The following is a 20,278-nucleotide window of genomic DNA, read 5'->3' as shown; positions in this document are numbered from 1 at the left end:
ACCAGGGCCCGCGTCTCGACGTCCCCGAACGGATCCACCACCCGGGACCCCGGTCCCGACTCCACGATCGCCCCTCATCCGCCTGCGGCCCGCGCCGATGGACAGCGCGGAAGGGAGGGCCAATGGACGACGACGCAGAGATCATCGCGGAGTTCCTCGTGGAGTCCCACGAGAACCTCGACCAGCTCGACCGTGACCTGGTCGAGCTGGAGCAGCAGCCGGACTCACGGGAGCGGCTGTCGAGCATCTTCCGCACGATCCACACGATCAAGGGCACCAGTGGCTTCCTCGCCTTCAATCGTCTCGAGCAGCTGACGCACGTCGGCGAGACCCTCCTGTCGCGCCTTCGTGACGGTGAGGCGGTGATGACCCCGGTGATCGCCGAGGCGCTGCTGTCGATGGTCGACACCGTCCGCGCGCTGCTCGACGTGATCGAGCGGACCAGCAGCGACACCGACCCCGCGGTCGACGTCGCGCCGGTCGTCGCCGTCATCGAAGACCTGCTGGCCGGGCGCGAGCCCGAGCCCAGCACCGGGACGCTCGTGGCGTCCGAGGCCGGCGGAGCCGCGGAGGAGCCGGTCGTGTCCCCGGCGGACTCCTTCGCGGCACCGCCGGCCCCCGAGCCGGCGCCCGAGCCCGAGCTCGCCCTCGAGCCGACCCCGCAGCCGAGCCCCGAGCCCGCCCCCGAGCTGGCCCCCGAGCCGGAAGCCGCGGCGCCCGCCGAGCCCGAGTGGGACGGCGTCGAGCGCCGCGCGTCCGACCCCGCCGAGCCGTGGGACGGCGTCGAGCGCCGGACCCGCGTGGAGTCGTCGGTCCGCGTCGACGTCGACCTCCTCGACGACCTGGTCGACCTGGTCGGCGAGCTGGTGCTGACCCGCAACCAGCTGATCCAGCGCAGCCTCGCCTCCGACGACCTCGAGCTGGTGCGCGCGAGCCAGCGGCTCGACCTGGTGGCGAGCGAGCTGCAGGAGTCGGTGATGAAGACCCGCATGCAGCCGATCGGCCAGGTCTGGTCGAAGATGCCGCGCGTCGTCCGCGACCTGTCCCACCAGCTGGGCCGCGAGGTCGAGCTGGTGATGGAGGGTCACGAGACCGAGCTCGACCGCAGCCTCCTCGAGGCCGTCAAGGACCCGCTGACGCACCTGGTGCGCAACTCCCTCGACCACGGCATCGAGCCGCCCGACGTACGCGCCGCGGCCGGCAAGCCCACCAAGGGCACGCTGAGCCTGCGGGCCTACCACGAGTCCGGCCAGGTGGTCGTCGAGATCGCCGACGACGGCAAGGGCATCGACCCCGAGCGGATCGCGGCCGTCGCGCTGGAGCGTGGCGTCGTCACCCGTGACCAGCTCTCCCGGATGGACGGCCGCGAGGTGCTCGGCCTGATCTTCCGCCCCGGCTTCTCCACGGCGGCCGCGGTCTCCAACATCTCCGGCCGCGGCGTCGGGATGGACGTCGTACGGACGAACATCGAGCGGATCGGCGGCAGCGTCGACGTCAGCTCCGAGCCCGGCAGGGGTACGACGACGCGGGTCCGGATCCCGCTCACGCTGGCCATCATCCCGGCGCTCGTCGTCGGCGAGGGCAGCGAGCGCTACGCCATCCCGCAGGCCAACCTGGTCGAGCTGGTCCGGATCGAGGGCGACGACCTGCAGCGCGACGTCGAGGACCTCGCCGGCGCCCCGGTGCTGCGGCTGCGCGGCAAGCTGCTGCCGCTCGTGTCGCTCGCCGGCGTGCTGAGCGGCGAGCCCGCGCCCAGCGGCGAGGCGATCACCGTGGTCGTGCTCCAGTCCGACGACGTGCGCTTCGGCCTGTGCGTCTCGACGGTCCACGACACCCAGGAGATCGTCGTCAAGCCGATCGGCCGCCAGCTCAAGGGGCTGGCGATGTACGCAGGCGCCACCATCATGGGCGACGGCCGTGTCGCCCTCATCCTGGACGTGGCCGGCATCGCCGCCACGTCCGGCGTCGGAGCGACGCAGGCGGAGGCGGTCGACCTCCGCACCGGCGTCGCCGACGACCGCACCGCACTGCTGGTGCTCGAGGTCGCCGACGGCCGCCGCGCAGCCCTCCCGCTCGCGGCGGTCGCTCGGCTCGAGGAGTTCGAGCGGGAGCGGATCGAGCGGAGCGGGACGGCCGAGGTGGTGCAGTACCGCGACGGGATCCTCCCGCTGGTGCGGCTCGCGACGGCGATCGGCCTGCCCGACACGAGCGACCGCAGCGACCAGGTGAGCGTCGTCGTGCACGAGACCGGCGGCGGCAACGGCGCCGGGGGAGCGGTCGGCATCGTCATCGACCGGGTGCTCGACGTGGTCGAGGTCGCGGTCAGCGCGAGCGAGGTCGGACGCCGTACGGGCGTCACGGGCAGCGCCGTCGTGCAGGACCGGGTCACCGACCTGGTCGACCTGGAGGCCGTCGTCGCCCGGTCAGGAGTCCCCGCATGACGATCACCGCCACCGCCCGGACCGCCGAGCAGTACTGCACCTTCTGGGTCTCCGGCCTCTTCTTCGGCGTCGCGGTCGACGAGGTGCAGGAGGTGCTGCGCCTGCAGCCGATGACGCCCGTCCCGCGTGCGGACGAGGCCGTCACCGGCCTGATCAACCTGCGCGGCCAGATCGTCACCGCCGTCGACCTCCGGGTCCGGCTCGGCCTGCCGGCGCGTGCCGCCGGTGAGGTCCCCATGAACGTGATCGTCCGCAGCCGTGGCGAGGTGGTCAGCCTCCTCGTCGACGACATCGGGGACGTGATCGACACCGCCGGCGTGGACGCCCAGCCGGCCCCCTCGAACATGCCCAAGGAGGTGCAGGACGTCGTCCGCGGGGTGCGCCCGCTGCCCGACACCATCCTGCTCGTCCTCGACGCAGACCGCGCGGTCGACGTTGCGACCACGCCCGACACCACCGGAGGAAACCCGTGACCGAGACCCTGGACGTGCCGGTGAACGGCACCGGTCCCGCCAAGTCGACCCGCGCCACCAAGGCCCGCACCGCGATCCCCGTCCCCGACCAGCAGGTCGGCGGCACCGACGCCTCGGCGTTCGCCCTGTCGATGATGGAGAACAGTCCGACGAACATGATGTTCGCGGACCGCGAGTTCGTCATCCGCTACATGAACCCGGCGTCGCTCGAGACCCTCCGCAAGCTGGAGGAGCACCTGCCGGTCAAGGCCGACGACATCGTCGGGTCCAGCCTCGACATCTTCCACAAGACCCCGAGCTACCAGCGCGGCATCCTCTCCGACGCCGGCAACCTGCCGCGTCGCGCCAACATCAAGGTCGGTCCCGAGGTCCTCGACCTCCTGGTCTCGCCGATCCGCGACGCCGCCGGCGAGTACGTCGGCGCGATGGCCACCTGGGAGGTCATCACCGAGAAGGTGCGGATGGAGGAGGAGGTCGCCCGGGTGACCTCGATGATGGAGAACAGCCCCACGAACATGATGTTCGCGGACCGCGACTTCGTCATCCGCTACATGAACCCGGCCTCGCTCAACACCCTGCGCGGGCTCGAGGGCGCGCTGCCGGTCACCGCCGACCAGGTGGTGGGCTCGAGCCTCGACATCTTCCACAAGAACCCCGCCTACCAGCGCGGGATCCTCGAGACGGCCGAGCACCTGCCCCGTCGCGCCGACATCAAGGTCGGCGACGAGACGCTCGACCTGCTCGTCAGCGCGATCACCGACGCCAAGGGCGAGTACATCGGCGCGATGGCCACTTGGGAGGTCATCACCGACCGGCTCCGTGCCGAGCGCGAGCGGGCCGAGGCGGAGGCGGACACCACGGCCGTCAACAAGATCCTCGCCACCCTCGGGTCCGCGACGGACGTCGAGCAGGCGGTGCAGAGCGCCCTCGACACGGTCCGCACGGAGTTCGGCTGGGCCTACGGCTCGTTCTGGAAGGTCGACCCGGCCGACCGGACGCTGAAGTTCGACCGCGAGTCCGGCGACGCCGGCCCCGAGTTCCGTCGGGTCACGCTCCAGGCGTCCTTCGCCGAGGGTGTCGGCCTGTCCGGCCGGGCCTGGGCGCAGCGCGACCTCTACTTCACCCCCGACATCGGTGAGATGACCGACTGCGTGCGGGCGCCCGTGGCCCAGCAGGTCGGCGTGAAGTCCGGTGTCTGCTTCCCGGTCATCGTCGAGGGCGAGGTCGTCGCGACGATGGACTTCTTCGCGACCGAGACCCTGCAGCCGAGCCCCCAGCGGCTCGAGGCACTGCGCAACATCGGCCGCCTGGTGTCCCAGGCGATCGCGCGGATCAACCGCGAGACCGCCGAGCGCGAGGCCGCCGCGGTCCTCGCCGGCAAGGTCGAGCAGATCCTCGACGTGGTCTCGGCCGCGGCGGCCGGCGACCTGACCCGCGAGCTCGACATCGAGGGCGACGACGCCGTCGGCCGCGTGGCCGAGGGCCTGCGCACGCTGCTCACCACCCTGCGCACCAGCATGGGCGACATCGGCGGTACGGCGGAGTCGCTCGCCGCCGCCGCCGGCCAGCTCACGTCGCTGGCCGAGGGCATGGGCGAGGGCGCCTCGATGACGTCCGACCGTGCGGCGTCGGCGTCGAGCGCGTCGGTGCAGGTGTCGGCGTCCATCCAGACCGTCGCCACGGCGGCGGAGGAGATGACCGCGTCGATCCGCGAGATCGCCAAGAACGCCACCGAGGCGGCCACCGTCGCCACCGACGCCGTGACCGTCGCCTCCGAGGCGCAGGGCACCGTCGCGTCGCTGGGCGAGTCCAGCGCCGAGATCGGCCAGGTCATCAAGGTGATCACCTCGATCGCGCAGCAGACCAACCTGCTCGCCCTCAACGCGACCATCGAGGCCGCCCGCGCCGGTGACGCCGGCAAGGGCTTCGCGGTCGTCGCCAACGAGGTCAAGGAGCTCGCCAAGGAGACCGCCAAGGCGACCGAGGAGATCGGCCAGAAGATCGAGGCCATCCAGAGCGACACCCAGGGTGCCGTCTCCGCGATCAGCCGCATCGCCGACGTGATCGCGAAGATCAACGACATCCAGTCGACGATCGCCTCGGCCGTCGAGGAGCAGACCGCGACGACCAACGAGATCGCCCGCTCCGTCACCGAGGCGGCGGCCGGTGCCAACGGCATCGCTGAGGACGTGACCCAGGTCGCCACGGCTGCCGCCGACACCCGCGAGGGGGCGGAGAACACGCTGACCTCGGCCACCGAGCTCACCGGCATGGCCGGCCAGCTGCGGGACCTGGTCGGACGGTTCAGCCTCTAGGGCCACAGACCCTCCCAGGGAACGCGAAGACCCCCGCCAGGTGAGCCTGGCGGGGGTCTTCTGTCGTACGGGCCACGTCCCCGGTGCGGCCCGGCCGGAGGGAGCTTCCCGGAGGGAGCTCGTCAGCCCACGCGGCGCTCGGCCATGGGCGGAGCGCTGGTGCCCTCGCCGCTGCGCAGCCGTACGGCGAGCAGGGCGGCCTGGGTGCGGTGCTGGAGCCCGAGCCGCGCGAGCAGCCCGGTGACGTGGTTCTTGATCGTCTTCTCGGCGAGGTAGAGCTCCTCGGCGATCTGCCGGTTCGTCATGCCCTCGGCGATGAGGAAGAAGATCTTGCGCTGCTGCGGGGTGAGCTCGCAGATGACGTCGAGCGAGCGCCGCTGCATCTCCATCTGCTCGACCACGCGGCTCGCGACGGTCGGGTCGATGAGCGAGTGGCCGCCGGCGACCAGCTTGATGCCGCTGAGCAGCGAGTTCCCCTCGATGCGCTTGAGCACGTAGCCCGAGGCACCCGCGAGGATCGCCGCCGAGATGGCGTCCGGGTCGTCGTACGTCGTCAGGATGAGGCCCTTGATGTCGGGGTCGACGGACCGCATCTCGCGGCAGATGTCGACGCCGGTGCCGTCGGCGAGGTGGGCGTCGAGGATCGCGACGTCGGGCCGCAGCTCGAGGATCTCGCGCAGGGCGACGGTCGCGCTGCCCGACTGTCCGACGACCTCGATGGTGTCGTCGGTCTCGAGGAGGCTCGCGACGCCGCGACGCACCACTTCGTGGTCGTCGACGAGGTATACGCGGATCGGGGTCTGCTCAGTCACGTGACGATTCTCGGGGCCAACCTGAGTGGAAAACCACCGATACCGGCAGGTAGGGCCGGAGGTCTTTGCGGCATGGCCCGAACGGGCCAGTGGCCCGGGACCGAACGGGGGAGAGTTCCCTCGCGCAGGCCCGCTCAGCGGGCGCGGAGGTCGGCGAGGGCCGCGTGGACGTCGCGCTCGCTGCGCCGCAGCTCCTCGAGGAGGGCGACGATCTCGACGGTCGTCAGGTGTCCGTCGCCGGCCGGAGGGGAGAGCCACTCGTCCGCCTCGTCGGCGGTGATCCGGCCACCGATCTCGAGCCGGTACGTCGTGTCGTCGAGCTCGAACTCGACGTCGGCGACGACCGCTCGGAAGTGCTCGTCGGCCAGCGGGTCGTGGACCAGGACGTGCTCGCCGGGCTCCAGGCCACGGGACAGGTAGTGGTCGCGGTGGCTGACGCCGAGCGAGCGGCTGCGCCGCGTGAACGGGCTGAGCGCCACCACGATCTGCTCCATCGGATCCTCCGTGCGGTCGACGTCCGGCTCGGTGCCGGACACAGTGATCAACCGTGGTCCGACCGTGGTGTTATGCCCGGTGCCGTCCTCTCGCAACTAGTCCTTTCGGACTATTCATCCTGATTCATACGGGTGGTCATACGTATGGATTCGCGCTAGGTTGGGTATCGGCGCTGCAGATGCGCGACATGTGGCCAAGCCCACCGCCACACCGCTTCCGACCATCGGGAGTAGTCCATGTCCATCGCCCTTGAAGTTGAGGTACCCACCATCCCGTCGGCCCATCCGGAGCCGGCACTGCCTTCGGACGAGCGGAAGGCCCGCACCGCGGAGCTGCTCGCCCAGGCCCGCGAGACCAGCGGCGCGGAGCGCGAGGCGCTCCTCGAGCAGGTCATCGTGATCAACATCCCGGTCGCCCGCACGCTCGCCGCGCGCTACCGCAACCGGGGCCAGAGCCAGGACGAGCTCGAGCAGGTCGCCTGCCTCGCCCTGACCCGGGCCGTGCAGTCCTTCGACCCGGAGCTCGGCGACGACCTGCTGGTCTTCGCCGTCCCCACCATCCTCGGTGAGCTGAAGCGGCACTTCCGCTCGGCGAGCTGGGTGGTGCGGCCCCCGCGCCGGGTCCAGGAGATCCGGCCCCGGATCACCGCCATGGAGGCCGAACTCACCCAGGAGCTGGGTCGGCCGCCGTCGCTCGAGGAGCTCGCCGAGGCCGTCGACGCCCCGGTGGACGAGGTCGAGGAGGCCATGGCCTGCGGCGACCTCGCGCACGCGTCCTCGCTCGACGAGCCGGTGTCCGAGACCGGCAGCAGCCTCGCCGAGCTGCTGCCCACCGTCGAGCCGGGCTTCGACCACAGCGAAGCCGTCGTCCTGCTCGGTCCTGCCTGCCGCAAGCTCAAGCCGCGGGACCGCTGGATCCTGCAGATGCGCTTCTACGAGCAGATGACGCAGCAGCAGATCGCCGACGAGCTCGGGGTCACGCAGGTGCAGGTGTCCCGCCTCCTGCAGCGGATCTTCACGGATCTGCGCCGGAGCGTGCTCGGCACCACGCGCGCAGCCTAGGCGCGCACGCCGGCCGAACGACGGCCCACCGACCGGAGATCGCCTGACACGCTCGACGCGTCCGGTCGGAGGGCCGTCGTCGACGGCTGTCGTCGTCACGGCTTGAACAGCACCTTCACCATGCCGTCGCGCTTGTCGCGGAAGTCGCGGTACGCCGCCGGCGCGTCGTCGAGCGCGAGGTGGTGGGTCGCGAAGGACTCCACGCCGAGGTGGTCCTCGGGCTCCATCAGCAGCTCGAGGATGTCGCTGCTCCAGCGGTGCACGTTGGCCTGTCCCATGCGCAGCTGGACCTGCTTGTCGAAGAGCTCCATCAGCGGCATGGGGTCCATCGCTCCGCCGTACACGCCGACGACGGAGATCGTCCCCCCGCGCCGGACGGCGTCGATGGCCAGGTGGAGCGCGGCGAGCCGGTCGACGCCGGCCGACCGCATGAGGGGCCGCGACATCCGGTCGGGGAGCATCCCGACGACCTTCGCCATCGACTCCGCCACCGGCGAGCCGTGCGCCTCCATGCCCACGGCGTCGATGACCGCGTCCGCCCCGCGGCCGCGGGTCAGCTCGCGGACCTGCGCCAGCGTCGGGACCTCGTCGGCGAGGTCCAGCACCTCGGCACCGTACGCCGCCACCCGCGCCCGGCGCTCCGGGACCGGGTCGACCACGATCACCCGGTGGCCGCGGTGCAGCGCGATCCGTGCGCACATGTCACCGATCGGGCCGGCACCGAGCACGAGCAGCGTGTCGTCGGGCTGGAGGCCGGCGTACTCGACCGCCTGCCAGGCCGTCGGCAGCACGTCGGACAGGAAGACGAACCGGTCGTCCGGCGGACCGTCGGGGACCTTGATCGGCAGGGTGTCGCCGAAGGGCACGCGGAGGTACTCCGCCTGCGCGCCCGGCACCTGGCCGTAGAGCCTGCTGTAGCCGAACAGGCTCGCGCCCGTGCCGTGCTCCACGTTCTGGGTGGTCTCGCACTGGCTGTGCAGGCCGCGCGAGCACATCCAGCACGTCCCGCAGCTGATGTTGAAGGGGACCACGACCCGGTCGCCCGGCTGCAGCGAGGTCAACCCGGCGCCCACCTCCTCGACGACGCCGATCGGCTCGTGGCCGACGATGTCGCCCTCCTCCATGAACGGGGCGAGCGGGTCGTAGAGGTGCAGGTCGGACCCGCACAGGCCCGAGGACGTCACCCGGATGATGGCGTCGTCGGGGCGGTTGATCCGTGGGTCCGGGACCTGCTCGACCGTCATCGTGCCCTTGCCCTGCCACGTCACTGCCTTCATGCGTCGCCTCCTCCGGCTCGCGGACTACTCGTCCGTCTGCTCCTTCTTCTTCCTGCGCTTCCTTGCGCGGTGGCTGTCGTCGCACCAGGGCAGCCGCTCGGAGCGGCCGCACCGGCACATCGCGACGACGGCCCGGTCGACCGTGCCGGTCGTCCCGTCGATGCCGACCACCTCGTCGGCGCCGCGGATGAGCAGCGGCCCGCCCGGGCACTCGGTGACGGTGACCCGTCGCGCGCTCATCCGGCCCTCCGGCCGGTGGACTGGCGCGGCGCGGACCTGGCCTCCAGCCAGGCGTCGAGCTGCGCCTGTCCCGCGATCCCGTCGAGGGCCAGGCAGGCCCGTGCCCCCATCAGCACGTCGTCGGCCAGCTCGGGCTCGTCGGTGACGAGGGCGCCGCAGATGGTGCGGATCGCGAGCTGTTCGTGCACGGCGTCGGCCACCACGTGCTCCTCGTAGTACGCCGCCACCTCGTCGGGCAGGCCGAGGCGCCGGGCACCCCGGGCGATCCGGTCGCAGGGCAGCGAGCTGGTCGCCTCGAAGGCGGCGAGGTGGCCCAGGGCCGCACCCCGCAGCCGGCGGTTGAGCGCGAAGAGGGACATCACGTTGACCGAGGCGAGGGTGGCGGCGTCCGCCTCCTCGGCGTACGACGCCAGGTCGGTCGACAGGTCGAGGGAGCGCAGCGCGGCGGCGAACAGCTCCTGGTGCAGCCGGTCGGGGCGTCCGGAGCCGTACTCGTCGTACTGCAGCTCGGCGAGGCCGACCTTCGCGGCGCCGCTGAGGCGCGGCAGCAGGAAGCTGTGCGGGTCGGACTCGCGCAGGTGGTGGACCGCGCGGCGGCGCAGGTAGGAGACGAACTCCTCGCGGGTGGCGCGGCGCTCGAGGAAGCGGACGGTCTCGCCCGGTCCCTCCTTCACCGTCATCCGGGTGAGCTCGCGGGTGACGCGCTCGGCCGGGTCGCCCACGTGGCCCAGCCCGTCCTCCGGAGCGGACTCGTCGGCGAGCGACCTCACGGCCCGCTCGAAGACGCGCTCCAGCGCTGCGCGGCTGACCAGGAGCAGCGGGTCCCACTCGGCGCCGGGGTCGACGCCGTCGTACCCGCGGTAGTGGAGCTCGTAGAGGATCCACAGCGCGAGCTGGAGGTCGCGGTCGGCCAGGGGCAGGACCACGTCGCCGACGGCGCGCGGCTCGGGGACGGGGTGGGGGCCGGTCGCCTCGGCGGTCAGGGCGCGCACGACGCCCTCGCTGAGGGGGCCGCACGGTTCGGGGAGCCGCATCACACGTTCCTTCATGAGTGGGTGGGGCCGGTGTTGTGGCCCGGCGTGACGTTCGGAATGATTGGTCCGCAGGCAAGGGGGGCTGGGCCCGCGTCACGTTCGTGGTCGCCGTGGTACCCCGGAGGCCTGCCGGCACACGGGCCCCCGGGTGCTGCGGGCATTCGTCGAGCGGAGGTCACGTGGAGCAGGTCGGATCCCTCGCCGAGGTGGGGCAGGACCGCCAGACGGGCAGGTTCGTCTTCCACGTCGCGACGAGCACCTGGGAGTGGGACGACGACGTCTTCGCCATCCACGGCTACCGGCCCGGCGAGGTCGAACCGACCACCGAGCTGATCATGAAGCACAAGCACGAGCTGGACCGCGAGCTCGTCGAGGAGACCCTGGCTGCCGCGGTGGTCGACGGGGCGCCCTTCAACATCTACTACCGGATCATCGTCGGCGACCAGATCCGGCGGGTCGTGCTCGTCGGCGAGGGCGAGTACGACGACGGCACGGCCATCGGCAGCGGCGCCGACCGCCTCGTCGGCTACTACCTCGACCTGACCCCGGAGATGGTGGCGGAGAGCAGCGCCGCCGCCGACGCGGCAGTCGCCGCCTCCGCCAAGGCCCGCGACACGATCGAGCAGGCCAAGGGCATCCTGATGCTCGGCTACGGGCTGGACGCCGACGCGGCCTTCGCGATGCTGAAGTGGTGGTCGCGCAACCGCAACGTCAAGGTGCGCGAGGTCGCCGACCGGCTGATCCAGGTCGCGCGCGAGGGGCACGTCAGCCACCCCGGCCTGCGCCGGCTGCTCGACAGCCTGCTCGACGACCTGACGACGCGCCGCACGCCCCCGGCGTCCTAGGGGCTCCCGGGCCGGATCCGGCGGATCGGCCCGGGTACCGCCCGGGCATGACCGACGACATCCAGTTCCCCGCCCAGCAGCAGACGCCGCCGGGACTGACCGGCGAGATGCGCCCCGAGCCCGACCACGGCGAGCAGTCGTACGTCGGGAACGGTCGCCTCGAGGGCCAGGTCGTGCTCGTGACCGGTGGTGACTCCGGCATCGGCCGCGCGGTCGCGATCGCCTGCGCCCGGGAAGGTGCCGACATCGCCTTCACCCACCTCGCCGAGGAGCAGCCCGACGCCGACGCCACGGTCACCCTCGTCGAGGAGGCCGGGCGCCGCGTCGTACCGATGGCGCTCGACCTGACCCGCCGGGAGGCGTGTGACGAGGCGGTGCAGCGCACCGTCGACGAGTTCGGCGGTCTCGACGTCCTCGTCAACAACGCCGGCTACCAGATGGCCCGCGACCACGCGATCGAGGACTTCAGCGACGACCGGATCGACCGGACCTTCAAGACCAACCTCTACGCCCTGATGTGGCTGGTCCGCGCCGCCGTCCCGCACCTGCGCAAGCGTCCGGGCTGCATCATCAACAACGCCTCGATCCAGGCGTACGAGCCGTCCACGGCCCTCCTCGACTACGCCGCCACGAAGGCGGCGATCAACAACCTCACGGTCAACCTCGCGGCCTCCCTCGGTCCCGACGGAATCCGGGTGAACGCCGTCGCGCCGGGCCCGATCTGGACGCCCCTGCAGCCTGCGACCCAGGAGCCGGAGAAGGTCGAGAGGTTCGGCGCCGACACCCCGCTCGACAGGGCCGGGCAGCCGGCCGAGGTCGCACCCGCCTTCGTCTTCCTGGCCTCGCCCGCGGAGGCGTCGTACGTCTCCGGCACGGTGCTCGGCGTCACGGGCGGCAAGCCGGTGTTCTGACCGGGCGGGGCCCGGGTACCGCTCGTCCATGCCTGGTGAAGACAAGAACTCCGGAGAGCTGTCCGAGGTGTCCAGCCGCAAGGCGGCCGGTCCGGTGACGCCCGGTGACGCGGTCGCCGGTCACCCCTTCGACGACGACGTCCAGGAGGGCGCCGCGGGACCGGACGCGCGCACCGGCGACGAGGACGTCGACGCGGCGCAGGAGTACCACGTCGCGGACGGCGACCCCGAGGCCGTCGTGGACGAGGAGGACCTCGACCCCGAGGCCGTCGTCGACGAGGAGGACGGCTCGCCTGCCGACGAGGACGACGACGCCTACCCGCGCGTGCAGGACGTGGAGGAGGACCGCGCGTGACGCCCCCGGCGACGCTGGGGGACCACCAGCGGCCGCCCCGGCAGCTCGACCGCAACCTCGGCGAGCTGCTCCAGGAGCTGCGCGTCATGCAGACCGGCGTGCAGATCCTCACCGGCTTCCTGCTGACGGTGCCGTTCACCGAGCGCTTCCACGACCTGACCGCTGGGCAGCACCGGCTGTACCTCGGGATCCTCCTCGGTGCCGTCATCACCACCTGCACGATCGTGGCGCCCGTCTGCTACCACCGCCTGCTCTTCCGGCAGGGGGAGCGGGACTGGCTGGTCCGGGCGGCCCACCTGTGCTGCCTCGGCGGCATCGTCGGCCTGGGTGTTGTCTCGGCGGCCGTCGTCTACCTCGTCTTCGACGTGGTCCTCGGCGGATCCGCCGCACCGATCGCCGCGGCGGCGGTCGCGCTGGCCTTCATCGCGTTGTGGGCCGCGGTCCCGTTCACCCTGCGGGACCGCGAGCGATGATGCGGGCCTGGCGTACGACCGCCGTCGTGGTGCCCTTCCTGGTGCCCTTCCTGGTGACCGTCCTCGCCACCACGTCCGGCTGCTCGCTGGTGGGTCAGCCCGACGTGGCGGCGTGGGACCAGGAGGCGCGGCAGGCGGTGACCGACGCGACGAGCGAGGTCGCCACCGCACGGCTCGCGGTCGAGACCGCGCACGAGGAGCGGACCTGGTCGTCGTACACGGTGGTGCTGGTGGCGGACGCCGAGAAGGCGATGGGCACCGTGCAGGACGACACGTCCCGGCTGCAGGTGCCCGCCGGCCGCGACCAGGACGCCGAGGACCTCGAGGCGCTGCTCGACGAGGCGGCCACGGCGGTGCAGGACGCGCGCCAGCACGCCGTCGACGGACGGTACGACGACCGCGCGGTCCTCGTCGCGCTCGACCGCGCGGCGGACCGGCTCGAACGGGCCGAGAGCCGGTGGTGAGGTGCCGTGAAGCGCTACCTCAACGTCCTGCTGGGCGTGCTGACCGCCATCGGCGGGTTCGTCGACATCGGGGACCTGGTCACCAACGCCCAGGTCGGCGCCCGCTTCGGACTGTCCCTCGTCTGGGTGGTGGTGCTCGGCGTGGTCGGCATCTGCGTCTTCGCGGAGATGTCCGGGCGGATCGCCGCGGTGAGCGGGCGGGCGACCTTCGACCTCGTGCGCGAGCGGCTCGGGCCGCGGATGGGCTTCCTCAACCTGGTCGGCTCGATGCTGGTCACCCTGCTGACCTTCATCGCCGAGATCGGCGGCGTGGCGCTGGCGCTGCAGCTGGTGAGCTCGGTCAACCACGTGCTGCTGGTGCCCTTCGTCGCGGCCGCGGTGTGGATCGTCCTGTGGCGGGCGAAGTTCTCGTCGATCGAGAACGTCCTCGGCCTGCTGGGCCTGACCCTCATCGGCTTCGCGGTCGCGCTGTGGCAGCTCGGCCCGGACTGGGGTGAGCTGGCCTCGACCCTGTCGCCGGCCGAGAAGCCGGGAGCCGAGTCGTGGGCGACCTACGCCTTCTTCGGCGTCGCCCTCTTCGGCGCCGCGATGACGCCCTACGAGGTCTTCTTCTTCTCCAGCGGCGGCGTCGAGGAGCGGTGGACCAGCAAGGACATCGGCGTGATGCGCGCCAACGTCCTCATCGGCTTCCCGCTCGGCGGCATCCTGTCGGTCGCCATCGCCGGGTGCGCCGCGGTCGTGCTGATGCCGCAGGGGATCGCGGTGGAGACGCTCGGCCAGGTGGGGCTTCCCGTCGCGGTCGCCCTCGGCAAGGTCGGGCTGGCCGTGGTGGTGCTCGGCTTCTTCGCGGCCACCTTCGGTGCGGCGTGCGAGACCGGCCTGTCGACGGGCTACAGCCTGGCGCAGTACTTCGGCTTCCAGTGGGGCAAGTACGTCCGGACCCCCGAGGCGGCGGGCTTCCACGTGATCCTGCTCGTCATGACGGTGCTGGCCGCCGGCGTGCTGCTCACCGGGGTGGACCCGATCATGGTCACCGAGATCTCGGTGGTCTTCTCCGCGGTCGCGCTGCCGCTGACCTACTTCCCGATCCTCGTCGTCGCCAACGACCCGGACTACCTCGGCGAGCACCGCAACGGGCGCCTCGCCAACCTCCTCGGCCTCGTCTACCTGGTGGTCATCGTGGTCGCGGCCGTCGCTGCGATCCCGCTGATCATCGCGACCTCGATGGGACAGGGCTGATGACCGGTTCGTACGACGCCGCGCTCCACCTGCTCGACCGGCAGGTCGTCGACAGCGAGGGCCGCCTGGTGTGCAAGGTGGACGACATCGAGATCGCCACCGCACCCGACGGATCCCTCGTCCCCACCGGGATCCTGGTCGGGCTGCCGGCCCTGCTGCCGCGCTTCGGCCCGCACCTGGGCGGCGTCCTGACGCGGACCCACGCGCGGGTCTTCGACGCCCAGGCGCACCGGTCGGTGCCCGACGTCATCGACCTCGACCTGGTCGCCGAGGTCACCAGCGAGGTCCACCTGTCCGTGCCCCGGGCCGGGCTGCTCCGGCCGCGCGCCGAGGGCGAGGCGGGGGCGGACCGGCTCCGGCTGGGGCAGCTGCTCGAGCTACCGGTGGTCGCGCCGGCCGCAGCCGGCCTGCACCGCGGCGCCCGGGTGCTCGACGCGCGGATGGTCTCCGTGCCGGACGGGCGTCGTACCGTCGTGGACGCGCTGATCGTCGGACCCGGCCGGCCGGGCGCCCTGCTCGGCTACGACCGCCGGAGCGAGCCCGGCCCGTGGCTGGTCGCGGACCTGGTGCGGTGGCTGCACCGGCACGCGCGGGTGGTCGCGATGGGCCCGGGCGTCGAGGTCGACGTGGCCCAGCGCGAAGTCCGCGTCTCCGACCGGGCGTCTGTCACCCCCCTCCTCGGGTAGCGACTGGGGAGAAGCAGAGACCCCACGGACGGAGGACGCCATGCCCGGCAAGAAGCACGGCCCGGGGATCAAGAACCCCGACATGTACGAGGAGCTCCGCGAGGACGGCGCCAGCAAGGAGAAGGCCGCCCGGATCTCGAACGCGGCGAAGTCCGAGGGCGCCTCGGAGATCGGCCGTCGTGGCGGCAAGGCCGGCGACTACGAGGACTGGACCGTCGACGAGCTGCACGAGCGGGCCGCCGAGCTCGACATCGAGGGCCGCTCGTCGATGAACAAGGGCGAGCTCATCGACGCCCTGCGCAACCACTGAGCTCCCGGGCAGACGGCAGGCTTGCCGCCAGGCGGGCGTGGGTTCCACCGGAGGCAACCGCGAGCGCGGCAGCGCGGCGGGAGCCGCGCCTCCGGCAGCTTGCTGCCCCCACCTGCGGCGGAGACGCGCTCGCGCCCATGATCAGACCCAGCGGGTGAACCAGATCCGGTTCAGCCACTCGCTGTGGGTCAGCATCTGGTTGGTCCAGATCGGCCAGAACCACGCGAAGTTCAGCATCACCAGGATCACGAAGGCACCGCTCACGATCACCCCGGCGGTACGACGGGCCGAGGGCAGCCGGGAGGGGCCGATCATGGTGCCGATCGCGAGGGTGAGGGCGATGACGGTGAACGGCAGGACGGCGATCGCGTAGAAGATGAAGATCGGCCGGTCGTCGTACTGCATCCAGGGCAGCCAGGTCGACAGCGCGCCGACGACGGCGAGGCCGTACCTCCAGTCGCGCGCGCCGATCCACATCACGACCGCGAAGAGCAGCGCGACCACGCCGCCCCACCACAGCACCGGAGTGGGGAGCAGCAGGACCTGCTTGATGCAGTCGCTGTTCGCGGGGGCGTCGCAGCCCTCGGCGTCGGGGGAGATGTCGTTGGTGACGGCCACGCCGACCGGACGGTTGATGAGCAGCCAGCTGGACGGCTTCGACTCGTAGAAGTGCTCGGAGCAGTTCAGGAAGTGGGTGTGGAAGGTGTAGACGTCCTGGTGGTAGTACCAGAGCGAGCGCAGCGACTGCCACGCCTCACCGATGCCGTGGGCGTCCTTCTCGGTCGCGGTGGGCCACTTCCTCGAGTCGTCGAGGTCGGTCGCGACGTAGGAGTCGTCGTCCTTGGCGCAGTGCCCGTGGCCGGTGTACTGGCGGTACTGCGTCGAGCTGAGGTGCTCCTCGTACTCGTGCGCGTGGGCCAACCACCCGCCCCAGGTCGCGATGTAGACCAGGCCGGCCACGACCACGAGGTGCAGGAAGGCGGGTACGCCGTCGGCGAGCGCCCCCTTCGCCACGGCCCACCGGATGCCGAGCATCCGCCGCGCGCCCGCGCTCCAGACCCAGCACAGGACGCCGAACGCGGCCAGGGGGTAGAGCGCCGTCCACTTGGTCCCGACGGCCAGCCCGAAGCAGACGCCCGCGGCCAGCAGCCACGGCCGGAACAGGATCCGGCCGCCCCAGCCGTGCAGCGTGCCGTCGGCGGTGAGCGCGGCGCGGGCGGCCAGCCTGCGGCGCAGCCAGTCGCGGTCGGCGACCAGGCAGTGCACGCCGCACAGCAGGAAGAGCGCGAGGAAGATGTCGAGCAGCGCCAGCCTGGACAGCACGAAGTGCATGCCGTCGAGCATCAGCAGGAGGCCGGCGACGCAGCCGAGCATCGTGGAGCCGGTGAGGCGTCGTACCAGCCGGCACAGGACCAGGATCATCAGCGACCCGGCGACCACCGACGCGATCCGCCAGCCGAAGGGGTCCATGCCGAAGGCCTTCTCGCCGAGCGCGATCAGCCACTTGCCGACGTCGGGGTGCACGGCGAGCGACGGCTCGCCCGTCCACACGCCCTGGGTGTGCCCGGCGAGGATGTCGGCGTTGATGTCGGTCTTGGTGTTGCCGTCGACGTCGGTCAGGTAGGTCTGGATGTAGCCGTTGTTGAGCAGCGACCACGCGTCCTTGGCGTAGTACGTCTCGTCGAAGGCGAACCGGTCCGGGTCGCCGAGGTGGACCAGCCGCAGGCCGAGCGCGAGCAGCGTGACGCCCAGCGGCCCCAGCCAGCCGACCAGCCGGTCGCGGCCGCGCAGGCCCCGGAGCGGGCCGAGCGCCCGGTCGATGGCGTGCGGAACGCGTCGCCCGGTCGCCGTCGTGGACAGCGTCGTCAGGCTGCGTGGGCCCGCGGACGTGCGGGCCTCCTCCTCGGCGACGGTCACGGTCCGGAAGCCTAGCTCCGGTGGTCGAGGAGGTTGCGCAGCAACCGTCCCGAGACCCGGCTGCAAGGATGGAGCCGTGACTGGAGTCCTCGTCCTCGCGGGCACGCCGATCGGCCAGGCGGGCGACGCGCCGCCACGGCTCGCCGCGGAGCTGGCCGGCGCCGACGTCGTCGCGGCGGAGGACACCCGACGGCTGCGCCGGCTCACGACCGACCTCGGCATCGAGCTCGGCGGCCGGGTGGTGTCCTACTTCGAGGGCAACGAGTCCGCGCGCACGCCGTCCCTCGTGGAGGCGCTGCTCAACGGTGATCGGGTCGTGCTCGTCACCGATGCCGGCATGCCGAGCGTCTCCGACCCCGGCTACCGGCTGGTCGCCGCGGCCGTGGAGGCGGGCATCCGGGTGACCGCGGTCCCCGGCCCCTCGGCGGTGCTGACCGCGCTGGCGGTCTCGGGGCTGCCGGTCGACCGGTTCTGCTTCGAGGGCTTCCTGCCGCGCAAGGCTGGCGAGCGCTCCCGCCGACTCGCCGACCTCGGCGCCGAGCAGCGCACAATGGTCTTCTTCGAGGCGCCGCACCGCACGGAGGCCGCCCTGGAGGCGATGCGCGACGTGTTCGGGGCCGAGCGCGCCGCGGCGGTGTGCCGCGAGCTGACCAAGACCCACGAGGAGGTACGCCGCGGCCCGCTCGGCGACCTGGTCACGTGGGCGGCCGACGGCATCCGCGGCGAGGTGACGATCGTCGTCGCCGGCGCCGACCCCGCAGCAGCCGTGGCGACCGATCCCGCGAGCCTGCGCGCTGCCGTGGCCGGGCTCGAGGAGTCCGGCATGCGGCGCAAGGACGCGATCGCCGCGGTCGCCGTACAGGCTGGGATCCCGAAACGCGACGTCTACCAGGTGGTGCACATCGATGACTGACAAGCCCGACACGATCTCGGGGACCGGGCGGATCACGACGGTCCGACGCGACTCCCTCACCTTCGACGTGTACGACGACGGTCCGGCCGACGGCGAGGTCGTGGTCCTGCTCCACGGGTTCCCCGAGCGGGCCAGCTCGTGGCGGCTGGTCGCACCGCAGCTGCACGACGCGGGCTACCGCACGCTGGCGATCGACCAGCGCGGCTACTCGCGCGGTGCCCGGCCGAAGCGGCGCCGTGACTACCGGATCGAGGAGCTGGTCGCCGACGTGATGGCGCTGGTCGACGCGGCGGTCGGTCCCGAGGGACGGGTGCACGTGGTGGGCCACGACTGGGGCGCCGTCGTCGCCTGGGGCGTCGCGCAGCAGCACCCCGACCGCGTCGCGACCCTCACCGCCGTGTCGGTGCCGCACCCGATGTCCTTCGTGACGGCGATGGCGCGCTCGGGACAGGTGCTGAAGTCCTGGTACATGCTCGCCTTCCAGGTGCCCATGATCCCCGAGCTGGTCGTGGGCCGGCTCGGCAAGGCGTCGGACCGCCAGCTGGCGGCGTCGGGCATGACGCGCGAGGACCTCGACCGCGTGCAGCGCGAGATCGTCGACGACGGTGCGCTGCCCGGCGCGCTCGGCTGGTACCGGGCCCTGCCGCTCAACAAGCCCCGCGACATGCGGTTGAAGGTGTCGGTCCCGACGACGCTGGTGTGGAGCGACGGTGACATCGCCGTCGGCCGCTGGAGCGCGGAGAACAACCACCGCTGGGTGGAGGGTCCCTACCGCCTCGTCGAGCTGAAGGGCGTCTCGCACTGGATCCCGACGCAGGCGCCGGACGAGCTGGCTGAGGCGATCCTCGACCGGCTGGGCTCGGCCAGCACCCGGTCGTGAGCGCCCGGTCGTGAGCGACGAGAGGCCGCCCGCCCCCGAGCCGCTGCCCCATCCGGTCGTCGACAACCACTGCCACCTCGACATCGGGCGGGGCGAGCCGGCCCGGGACGCCGGTGAGGCGATCGCGGCAGCAGCCGCCGTCGGCGTACCCCGCATCGTGCAGATCGGCTGCGACCTGCCCGGCGCCCGCTGGGCGGTGGCGGCAGCGGCGGAGCACACCGCGCTGGTCGCCGGCGTCGCGCTCCACCCCAACGAGGCGCCGCGGATCCTCGCCGGTGGTGGCCGGGCGGCGCTCGAGGCGGCGTGGGACGAGATCGAGCAGCTGGCCGGAGCGCACGACAAGGTGCGCGCGGTGGGGGAGACCGGCCTCGACGCGTTCCGCACCGGCGAGGACGGCCGGGCCGTCCAGGTCGAGTCCTTCGCGCGGCACATCGACATCGCCAAGCGCCTCGGCAAGACGCTGGTGATCCACGACCGCGACACCCACGACGAGGTGCTGGAGGTGCTCGACGCCGAGGGCGTGCCCGAGCGCTGGGTGATGCACTGCTTCTCCGGCGACGCCGACTTCGCCCGCGCCTGCCTGGACCGCGGCGCCCACCTGTCCTTCGCCGGGACGGTCACCTTCAAGAACGCCGAGCCCCTGCGCGAGGCCCTCCGCATCGCCCCGCAGGACCGGCTGCTCGTGGAGACCGACGCGCCCTACCTGACGCCGGCGCCGTACCGCGGTCGCACCAACGCGTCGTACCTGGTCCCGGTGACGATGCGGCTCATGGCGGCCGAGCGAGGCGAGGATCTCGGCGAGCTCTGCGCGGCCGTCGACGCGAACACCGAGCGGGCCTTCAGCGGCGGCTGGTGAGCCCTCGCCACTGCTAACAAAAGTTAGCAAAACGGCGTGAGACGGGTCACCCGCTGAGCGTGGAGAGGGCTCTCAGGAGTTGCGATCCGCGCTTGCTCTTGTTCTGGTAGATGCGACGGCCGGGATCGGACAGCAGCATCCCGACCAGTTTCTCTCGGGTTCTGGGGGGCCGCTCGCGTGCGGGCACACTCTCCGGGAGGCACTGGTCGACCGAGGCCCGGGGAGTTCGAACATCGGAGAATCGTGCGAGTTGCGCGCCCTCACCTTGCCCAGTCCCTGCG

21 protein-coding genes are annotated in these 20,278 nt (G+C 72.1%); 15 read left to right on the top strand and 6 right to left on the bottom strand.

The features are described from left to right. Nucleotides 1–122: 122 nt before the first annotated feature. From AC2YHB_RS02960 to AC2YHB_RS02950, 3 genes are read left to right on the top strand one after another with little or no spacing between them, the layout of a single operon-like run. Nucleotides 123–2,441 (top strand): chemotaxis protein CheA, encoded by a 2,319-nt coding sequence (locus tag AC2YHB_RS02960; RefSeq protein WP_487353448.1) that lies wholly within the window; start codon nt 123–125, stop codon nt 2,439–2,441. Next, nucleotides 2,438–2,914 (top strand): chemotaxis protein CheW, encoded by a 477-nt coding sequence (locus AC2YHB_RS02955; protein ID WP_036547451.1) that lies wholly within the window; start codon nt 2,438–2,440, stop codon nt 2,912–2,914. Before AC2YHB_RS02960 ends, AC2YHB_RS02955 begins: the two co-directional genes overlap by 4 nt. Beyond that, nucleotides 2,911–5,229: a methyl-accepting chemotaxis protein gene (locus AC2YHB_RS02950; protein WP_308645582.1), complete on the top strand. Its 2,319-nt coding sequence runs from the start codon at nt 2,911–2,913 to the stop codon at nt 5,227–5,229. The genes AC2YHB_RS02955 and AC2YHB_RS02950 overlap by 4 nt, the downstream gene beginning before the upstream one ends. Before the next feature lie 122 nt (nt 5,230–5,351). On the opposite strand, the gene AC2YHB_RS02945 is transcribed toward AC2YHB_RS02950, so the two are convergent. Beyond that, nucleotides 5,352–6,041, bottom strand: a complete 690-nt coding sequence (locus AC2YHB_RS02945; RefSeq protein WP_308645583.1) for a response regulator — start codon at nt 6,039–6,041, stop codon at nt 5,352–5,354. A gap of 134 nt (nt 6,042–6,175) precedes the next feature. Next, on the bottom strand, nt 6,176–6,535 hold the full coding sequence (locus AC2YHB_RS02940) for a hypothetical protein (RefSeq protein ID WP_179649656.1): 360 nt from the start codon (nt 6,533–6,535) through the stop codon (nt 6,176–6,178). 237 nt (nt 6,536–6,772) lie between these two features. On the opposite strand from AC2YHB_RS02940, the gene AC2YHB_RS02935 reads away from it, so the two are divergent. Then, a complete protein-coding gene (locus tag AC2YHB_RS02935) occupies nt 6,773–7,597 on the top strand; it encodes a sigma-70 family RNA polymerase sigma factor (RefSeq protein ID WP_051932424.1) in 825 nt (274 codons plus the stop codon). A 95-nt stretch (nt 7,598–7,692) separates the two neighbouring features. Here AC2YHB_RS02935 and AC2YHB_RS02930 read toward each other — a convergent pair whose 3' ends face one another. From AC2YHB_RS02930 to AC2YHB_RS02920, 3 genes are read right to left on the bottom strand one after another with little or no spacing between them, the layout of a single operon-like run. After that, nucleotides 7,693–8,874 (bottom strand): zinc-dependent alcohol dehydrogenase, encoded by a 1,182-nt coding sequence (locus AC2YHB_RS02930; RefSeq protein ID WP_179649658.1) that lies wholly within the window; start codon nt 8,872–8,874, stop codon nt 7,693–7,695. A 24-nt stretch (nt 8,875–8,898) separates the two neighbouring features. Continuing rightward, on the bottom strand, nt 8,899–9,114 hold the full coding sequence (locus AC2YHB_RS02925; protein ID WP_036547460.1) for a CDGSH iron-sulfur domain-containing protein: 216 nt from the start codon (nt 9,112–9,114) through the stop codon (nt 8,899–8,901). Then, nucleotides 9,111–10,148 (bottom strand): iron-containing redox enzyme family protein, encoded by a 1,038-nt coding sequence (locus AC2YHB_RS02920; protein WP_179649660.1) that lies wholly within the window; start codon nt 10,146–10,148, stop codon nt 9,111–9,113. The genes AC2YHB_RS02925 and AC2YHB_RS02920 overlap by 4 nt, the downstream gene beginning before the upstream one ends. Nucleotides 10,149–10,327: 179 nt before the next feature. Here AC2YHB_RS02920 and AC2YHB_RS02915 point away from each other — a divergent pair, with 179 nt between their 5' ends. The 8 genes from AC2YHB_RS02915 to AC2YHB_RS02880 are packed head-to-tail and all read left to right on the top strand — an operon-like array spanning nt 10,328 to nt 15,431. Further along, on the top strand, nt 10,328–10,993 hold the full coding sequence (locus tag AC2YHB_RS02915) for a PAS and ANTAR domain-containing protein (protein WP_179649662.1): 666 nt from the start codon (nt 10,328–10,330) through the stop codon (nt 10,991–10,993). 47 nt (nt 10,994–11,040) lie between these two features. Beyond that, the gene (locus tag AC2YHB_RS02910; RefSeq protein ID WP_487353447.1) at nt 11,041–11,904 is read left to right on the top strand and encodes a glucose 1-dehydrogenase; all 864 of its coding nucleotides are present in this window, start codon (nt 11,041–11,043) and stop codon (nt 11,902–11,904) included. A 28-nt stretch (nt 11,905–11,932) separates the two neighbouring features. Continuing rightward, the gene (locus AC2YHB_RS02905) at nt 11,933–12,259 is read left to right on the top strand and encodes a hypothetical protein (RefSeq protein ID WP_179649666.1); all 327 of its coding nucleotides are present in this window, start codon (nt 11,933–11,935) and stop codon (nt 12,257–12,259) included. Continuing rightward, nucleotides 12,256–12,732, top strand: coding sequence for a DUF6328 family protein (locus AC2YHB_RS02900; protein WP_179649668.1), 477 nt, complete (start codon nt 12,256–12,258; stop codon nt 12,730–12,732). Before AC2YHB_RS02905 ends, AC2YHB_RS02900 begins: the two co-directional genes overlap by 4 nt. Continuing rightward, complete coding sequence (locus tag AC2YHB_RS02895; RefSeq protein ID WP_179649670.1) at nt 12,729–13,196, top strand: hypothetical protein; 468 nt, start codon at nt 12,729–12,731, stop codon at nt 13,194–13,196. The genes AC2YHB_RS02900 and AC2YHB_RS02895 overlap by 4 nt, the downstream gene beginning before the upstream one ends. A gap of 6 nt (nt 13,197–13,202) precedes the next feature. Next, nucleotides 13,203–14,435, top strand: coding sequence for an NRAMP family divalent metal transporter (locus AC2YHB_RS02890; protein ID WP_179649672.1), 1,233 nt, complete (start codon nt 13,203–13,205; stop codon nt 14,433–14,435). After that, nucleotides 14,435–15,121, top strand: coding sequence for a hypothetical protein (locus AC2YHB_RS02885; protein ID WP_487353446.1), 687 nt, complete (start codon nt 14,435–14,437; stop codon nt 15,119–15,121). Before AC2YHB_RS02890 ends, AC2YHB_RS02885 begins: the two co-directional genes overlap by 1 nt. A gap of 40 nt (nt 15,122–15,161) precedes the next feature. Continuing rightward, complete coding sequence (locus AC2YHB_RS02880) at nt 15,162–15,431, top strand: DUF7218 family protein (RefSeq protein WP_036547480.1); 270 nt, start codon at nt 15,162–15,164, stop codon at nt 15,429–15,431. A gap of 141 nt (nt 15,432–15,572) precedes the next feature. On the opposite strand, the gene AC2YHB_RS02875 is transcribed toward AC2YHB_RS02880, so the two are convergent. Beyond that, the gene (locus AC2YHB_RS02875; protein ID WP_179649676.1) at nt 15,573–17,348 is read right to left on the bottom strand and encodes a dolichyl-phosphate-mannose--protein mannosyltransferase; all 1,776 of its coding nucleotides are present in this window, start codon (nt 17,346–17,348) and stop codon (nt 15,573–15,575) included. Nucleotides 17,349–17,424: 76 nt separating this feature from the next. Between AC2YHB_RS02875 and rsmI the strand changes: the two genes are divergently transcribed. The 3 genes from rsmI to AC2YHB_RS02860 are packed head-to-tail and all read left to right on the top strand — an operon-like array spanning nt 17,425 to nt 19,997. Continuing rightward, nucleotides 17,425–18,261 carry a 16S rRNA (cytidine(1402)-2'-O)-methyltransferase gene (rsmI, locus tag AC2YHB_RS02870; RefSeq protein ID WP_179649678.1) on the top strand — a complete coding sequence of 279 codons (837 nt, stop codon included), beginning with the start codon at nt 17,425–17,427 and terminating at the stop codon, nt 18,259–18,261. Continuing rightward, a complete protein-coding gene (locus AC2YHB_RS02865; protein ID WP_179649680.1) occupies nt 18,254–19,141 on the top strand; it encodes an alpha/beta fold hydrolase in 888 nt (295 codons plus the stop codon). Before rsmI ends, AC2YHB_RS02865 begins: the two co-directional genes overlap by 8 nt. A gap of 10 nt (nt 19,142–19,151) precedes the next feature. After that, complete coding sequence (locus AC2YHB_RS02860; RefSeq protein ID WP_179649682.1) at nt 19,152–19,997, top strand: TatD family hydrolase; 846 nt, start codon at nt 19,152–19,154, stop codon at nt 19,995–19,997. Nucleotides 19,998–20,278 lie beyond the last annotated feature (281 nt).

The sequence above is a fragment of the Nocardioides sp. SRI_004 genome (assembly GCF_057586415.1).
Note: the sequence above shows the minus strand (reverse complement) of the source record. Positions and strands in the feature narration are given on the sequence as shown.

Coding starts and splice junctions, on each gene's coding strand:
- AC2YHB_RS02905 (WP_179649666.1), top strand. CDS start 11,933: ATGCCTGGTGAAGACAAGAACTCCGGAGAGCTGTCCGAGGTGTCCAGC.
- AC2YHB_RS02940 (WP_179649656.1), bottom strand. CDS start 6,535: ATGGAGCAGATCGTGGTGGCGCTCAGCCCGTTCACGCGGCGCAGCCGC.
- AC2YHB_RS02910 (WP_487353447.1), top strand. CDS start 11,041: ATGACCGACGACATCCAGTTCCCCGCCCAGCAGCAGACGCCGCCGGGA.
- AC2YHB_RS02895 (WP_179649670.1), top strand. CDS start 12,729: ATGATGCGGGCCTGGCGTACGACCGCCGTCGTGGTGCCCTTCCTGGTG.
- AC2YHB_RS02960 (WP_487353448.1), top strand. CDS start 123: ATGGACGACGACGCAGAGATCATCGCGGAGTTCCTCGTGGAGTCCCAC.
- AC2YHB_RS02865 (WP_179649680.1), top strand. CDS start 18,254: ATGACTGACAAGCCCGACACGATCTCGGGGACCGGGCGGATCACGACG.
- AC2YHB_RS02925 (WP_036547460.1), bottom strand. CDS start 9,114: ATGAGCGCGCGACGGGTCACCGTCACCGAGTGCCCGGGCGGGCCGCTG.
- AC2YHB_RS02935 (WP_051932424.1), top strand. CDS start 6,773: ATGTCCATCGCCCTTGAAGTTGAGGTACCCACCATCCCGTCGGCCCAT.
- AC2YHB_RS02920 (WP_179649660.1), bottom strand. CDS start 10,148: ATGCGGCTCCCCGAACCGTGCGGCCCCCTCAGCGAGGGCGTCGTGCGC.
- AC2YHB_RS02885 (WP_487353446.1), top strand. CDS start 14,435: ATGACCGGTTCGTACGACGCCGCGCTCCACCTGCTCGACCGGCAGGTC.
- AC2YHB_RS02955 (WP_036547451.1), top strand. CDS start 2,438: ATGACGATCACCGCCACCGCCCGGACCGCCGAGCAGTACTGCACCTTC.
- AC2YHB_RS02880 (WP_036547480.1), top strand. CDS start 15,162: ATGCCCGGCAAGAAGCACGGCCCGGGGATCAAGAACCCCGACATGTAC.
- AC2YHB_RS02930 (WP_179649658.1), bottom strand. CDS start 8,874: ATGAAGGCAGTGACGTGGCAGGGCAAGGGCACGATGACGGTCGAGCAG.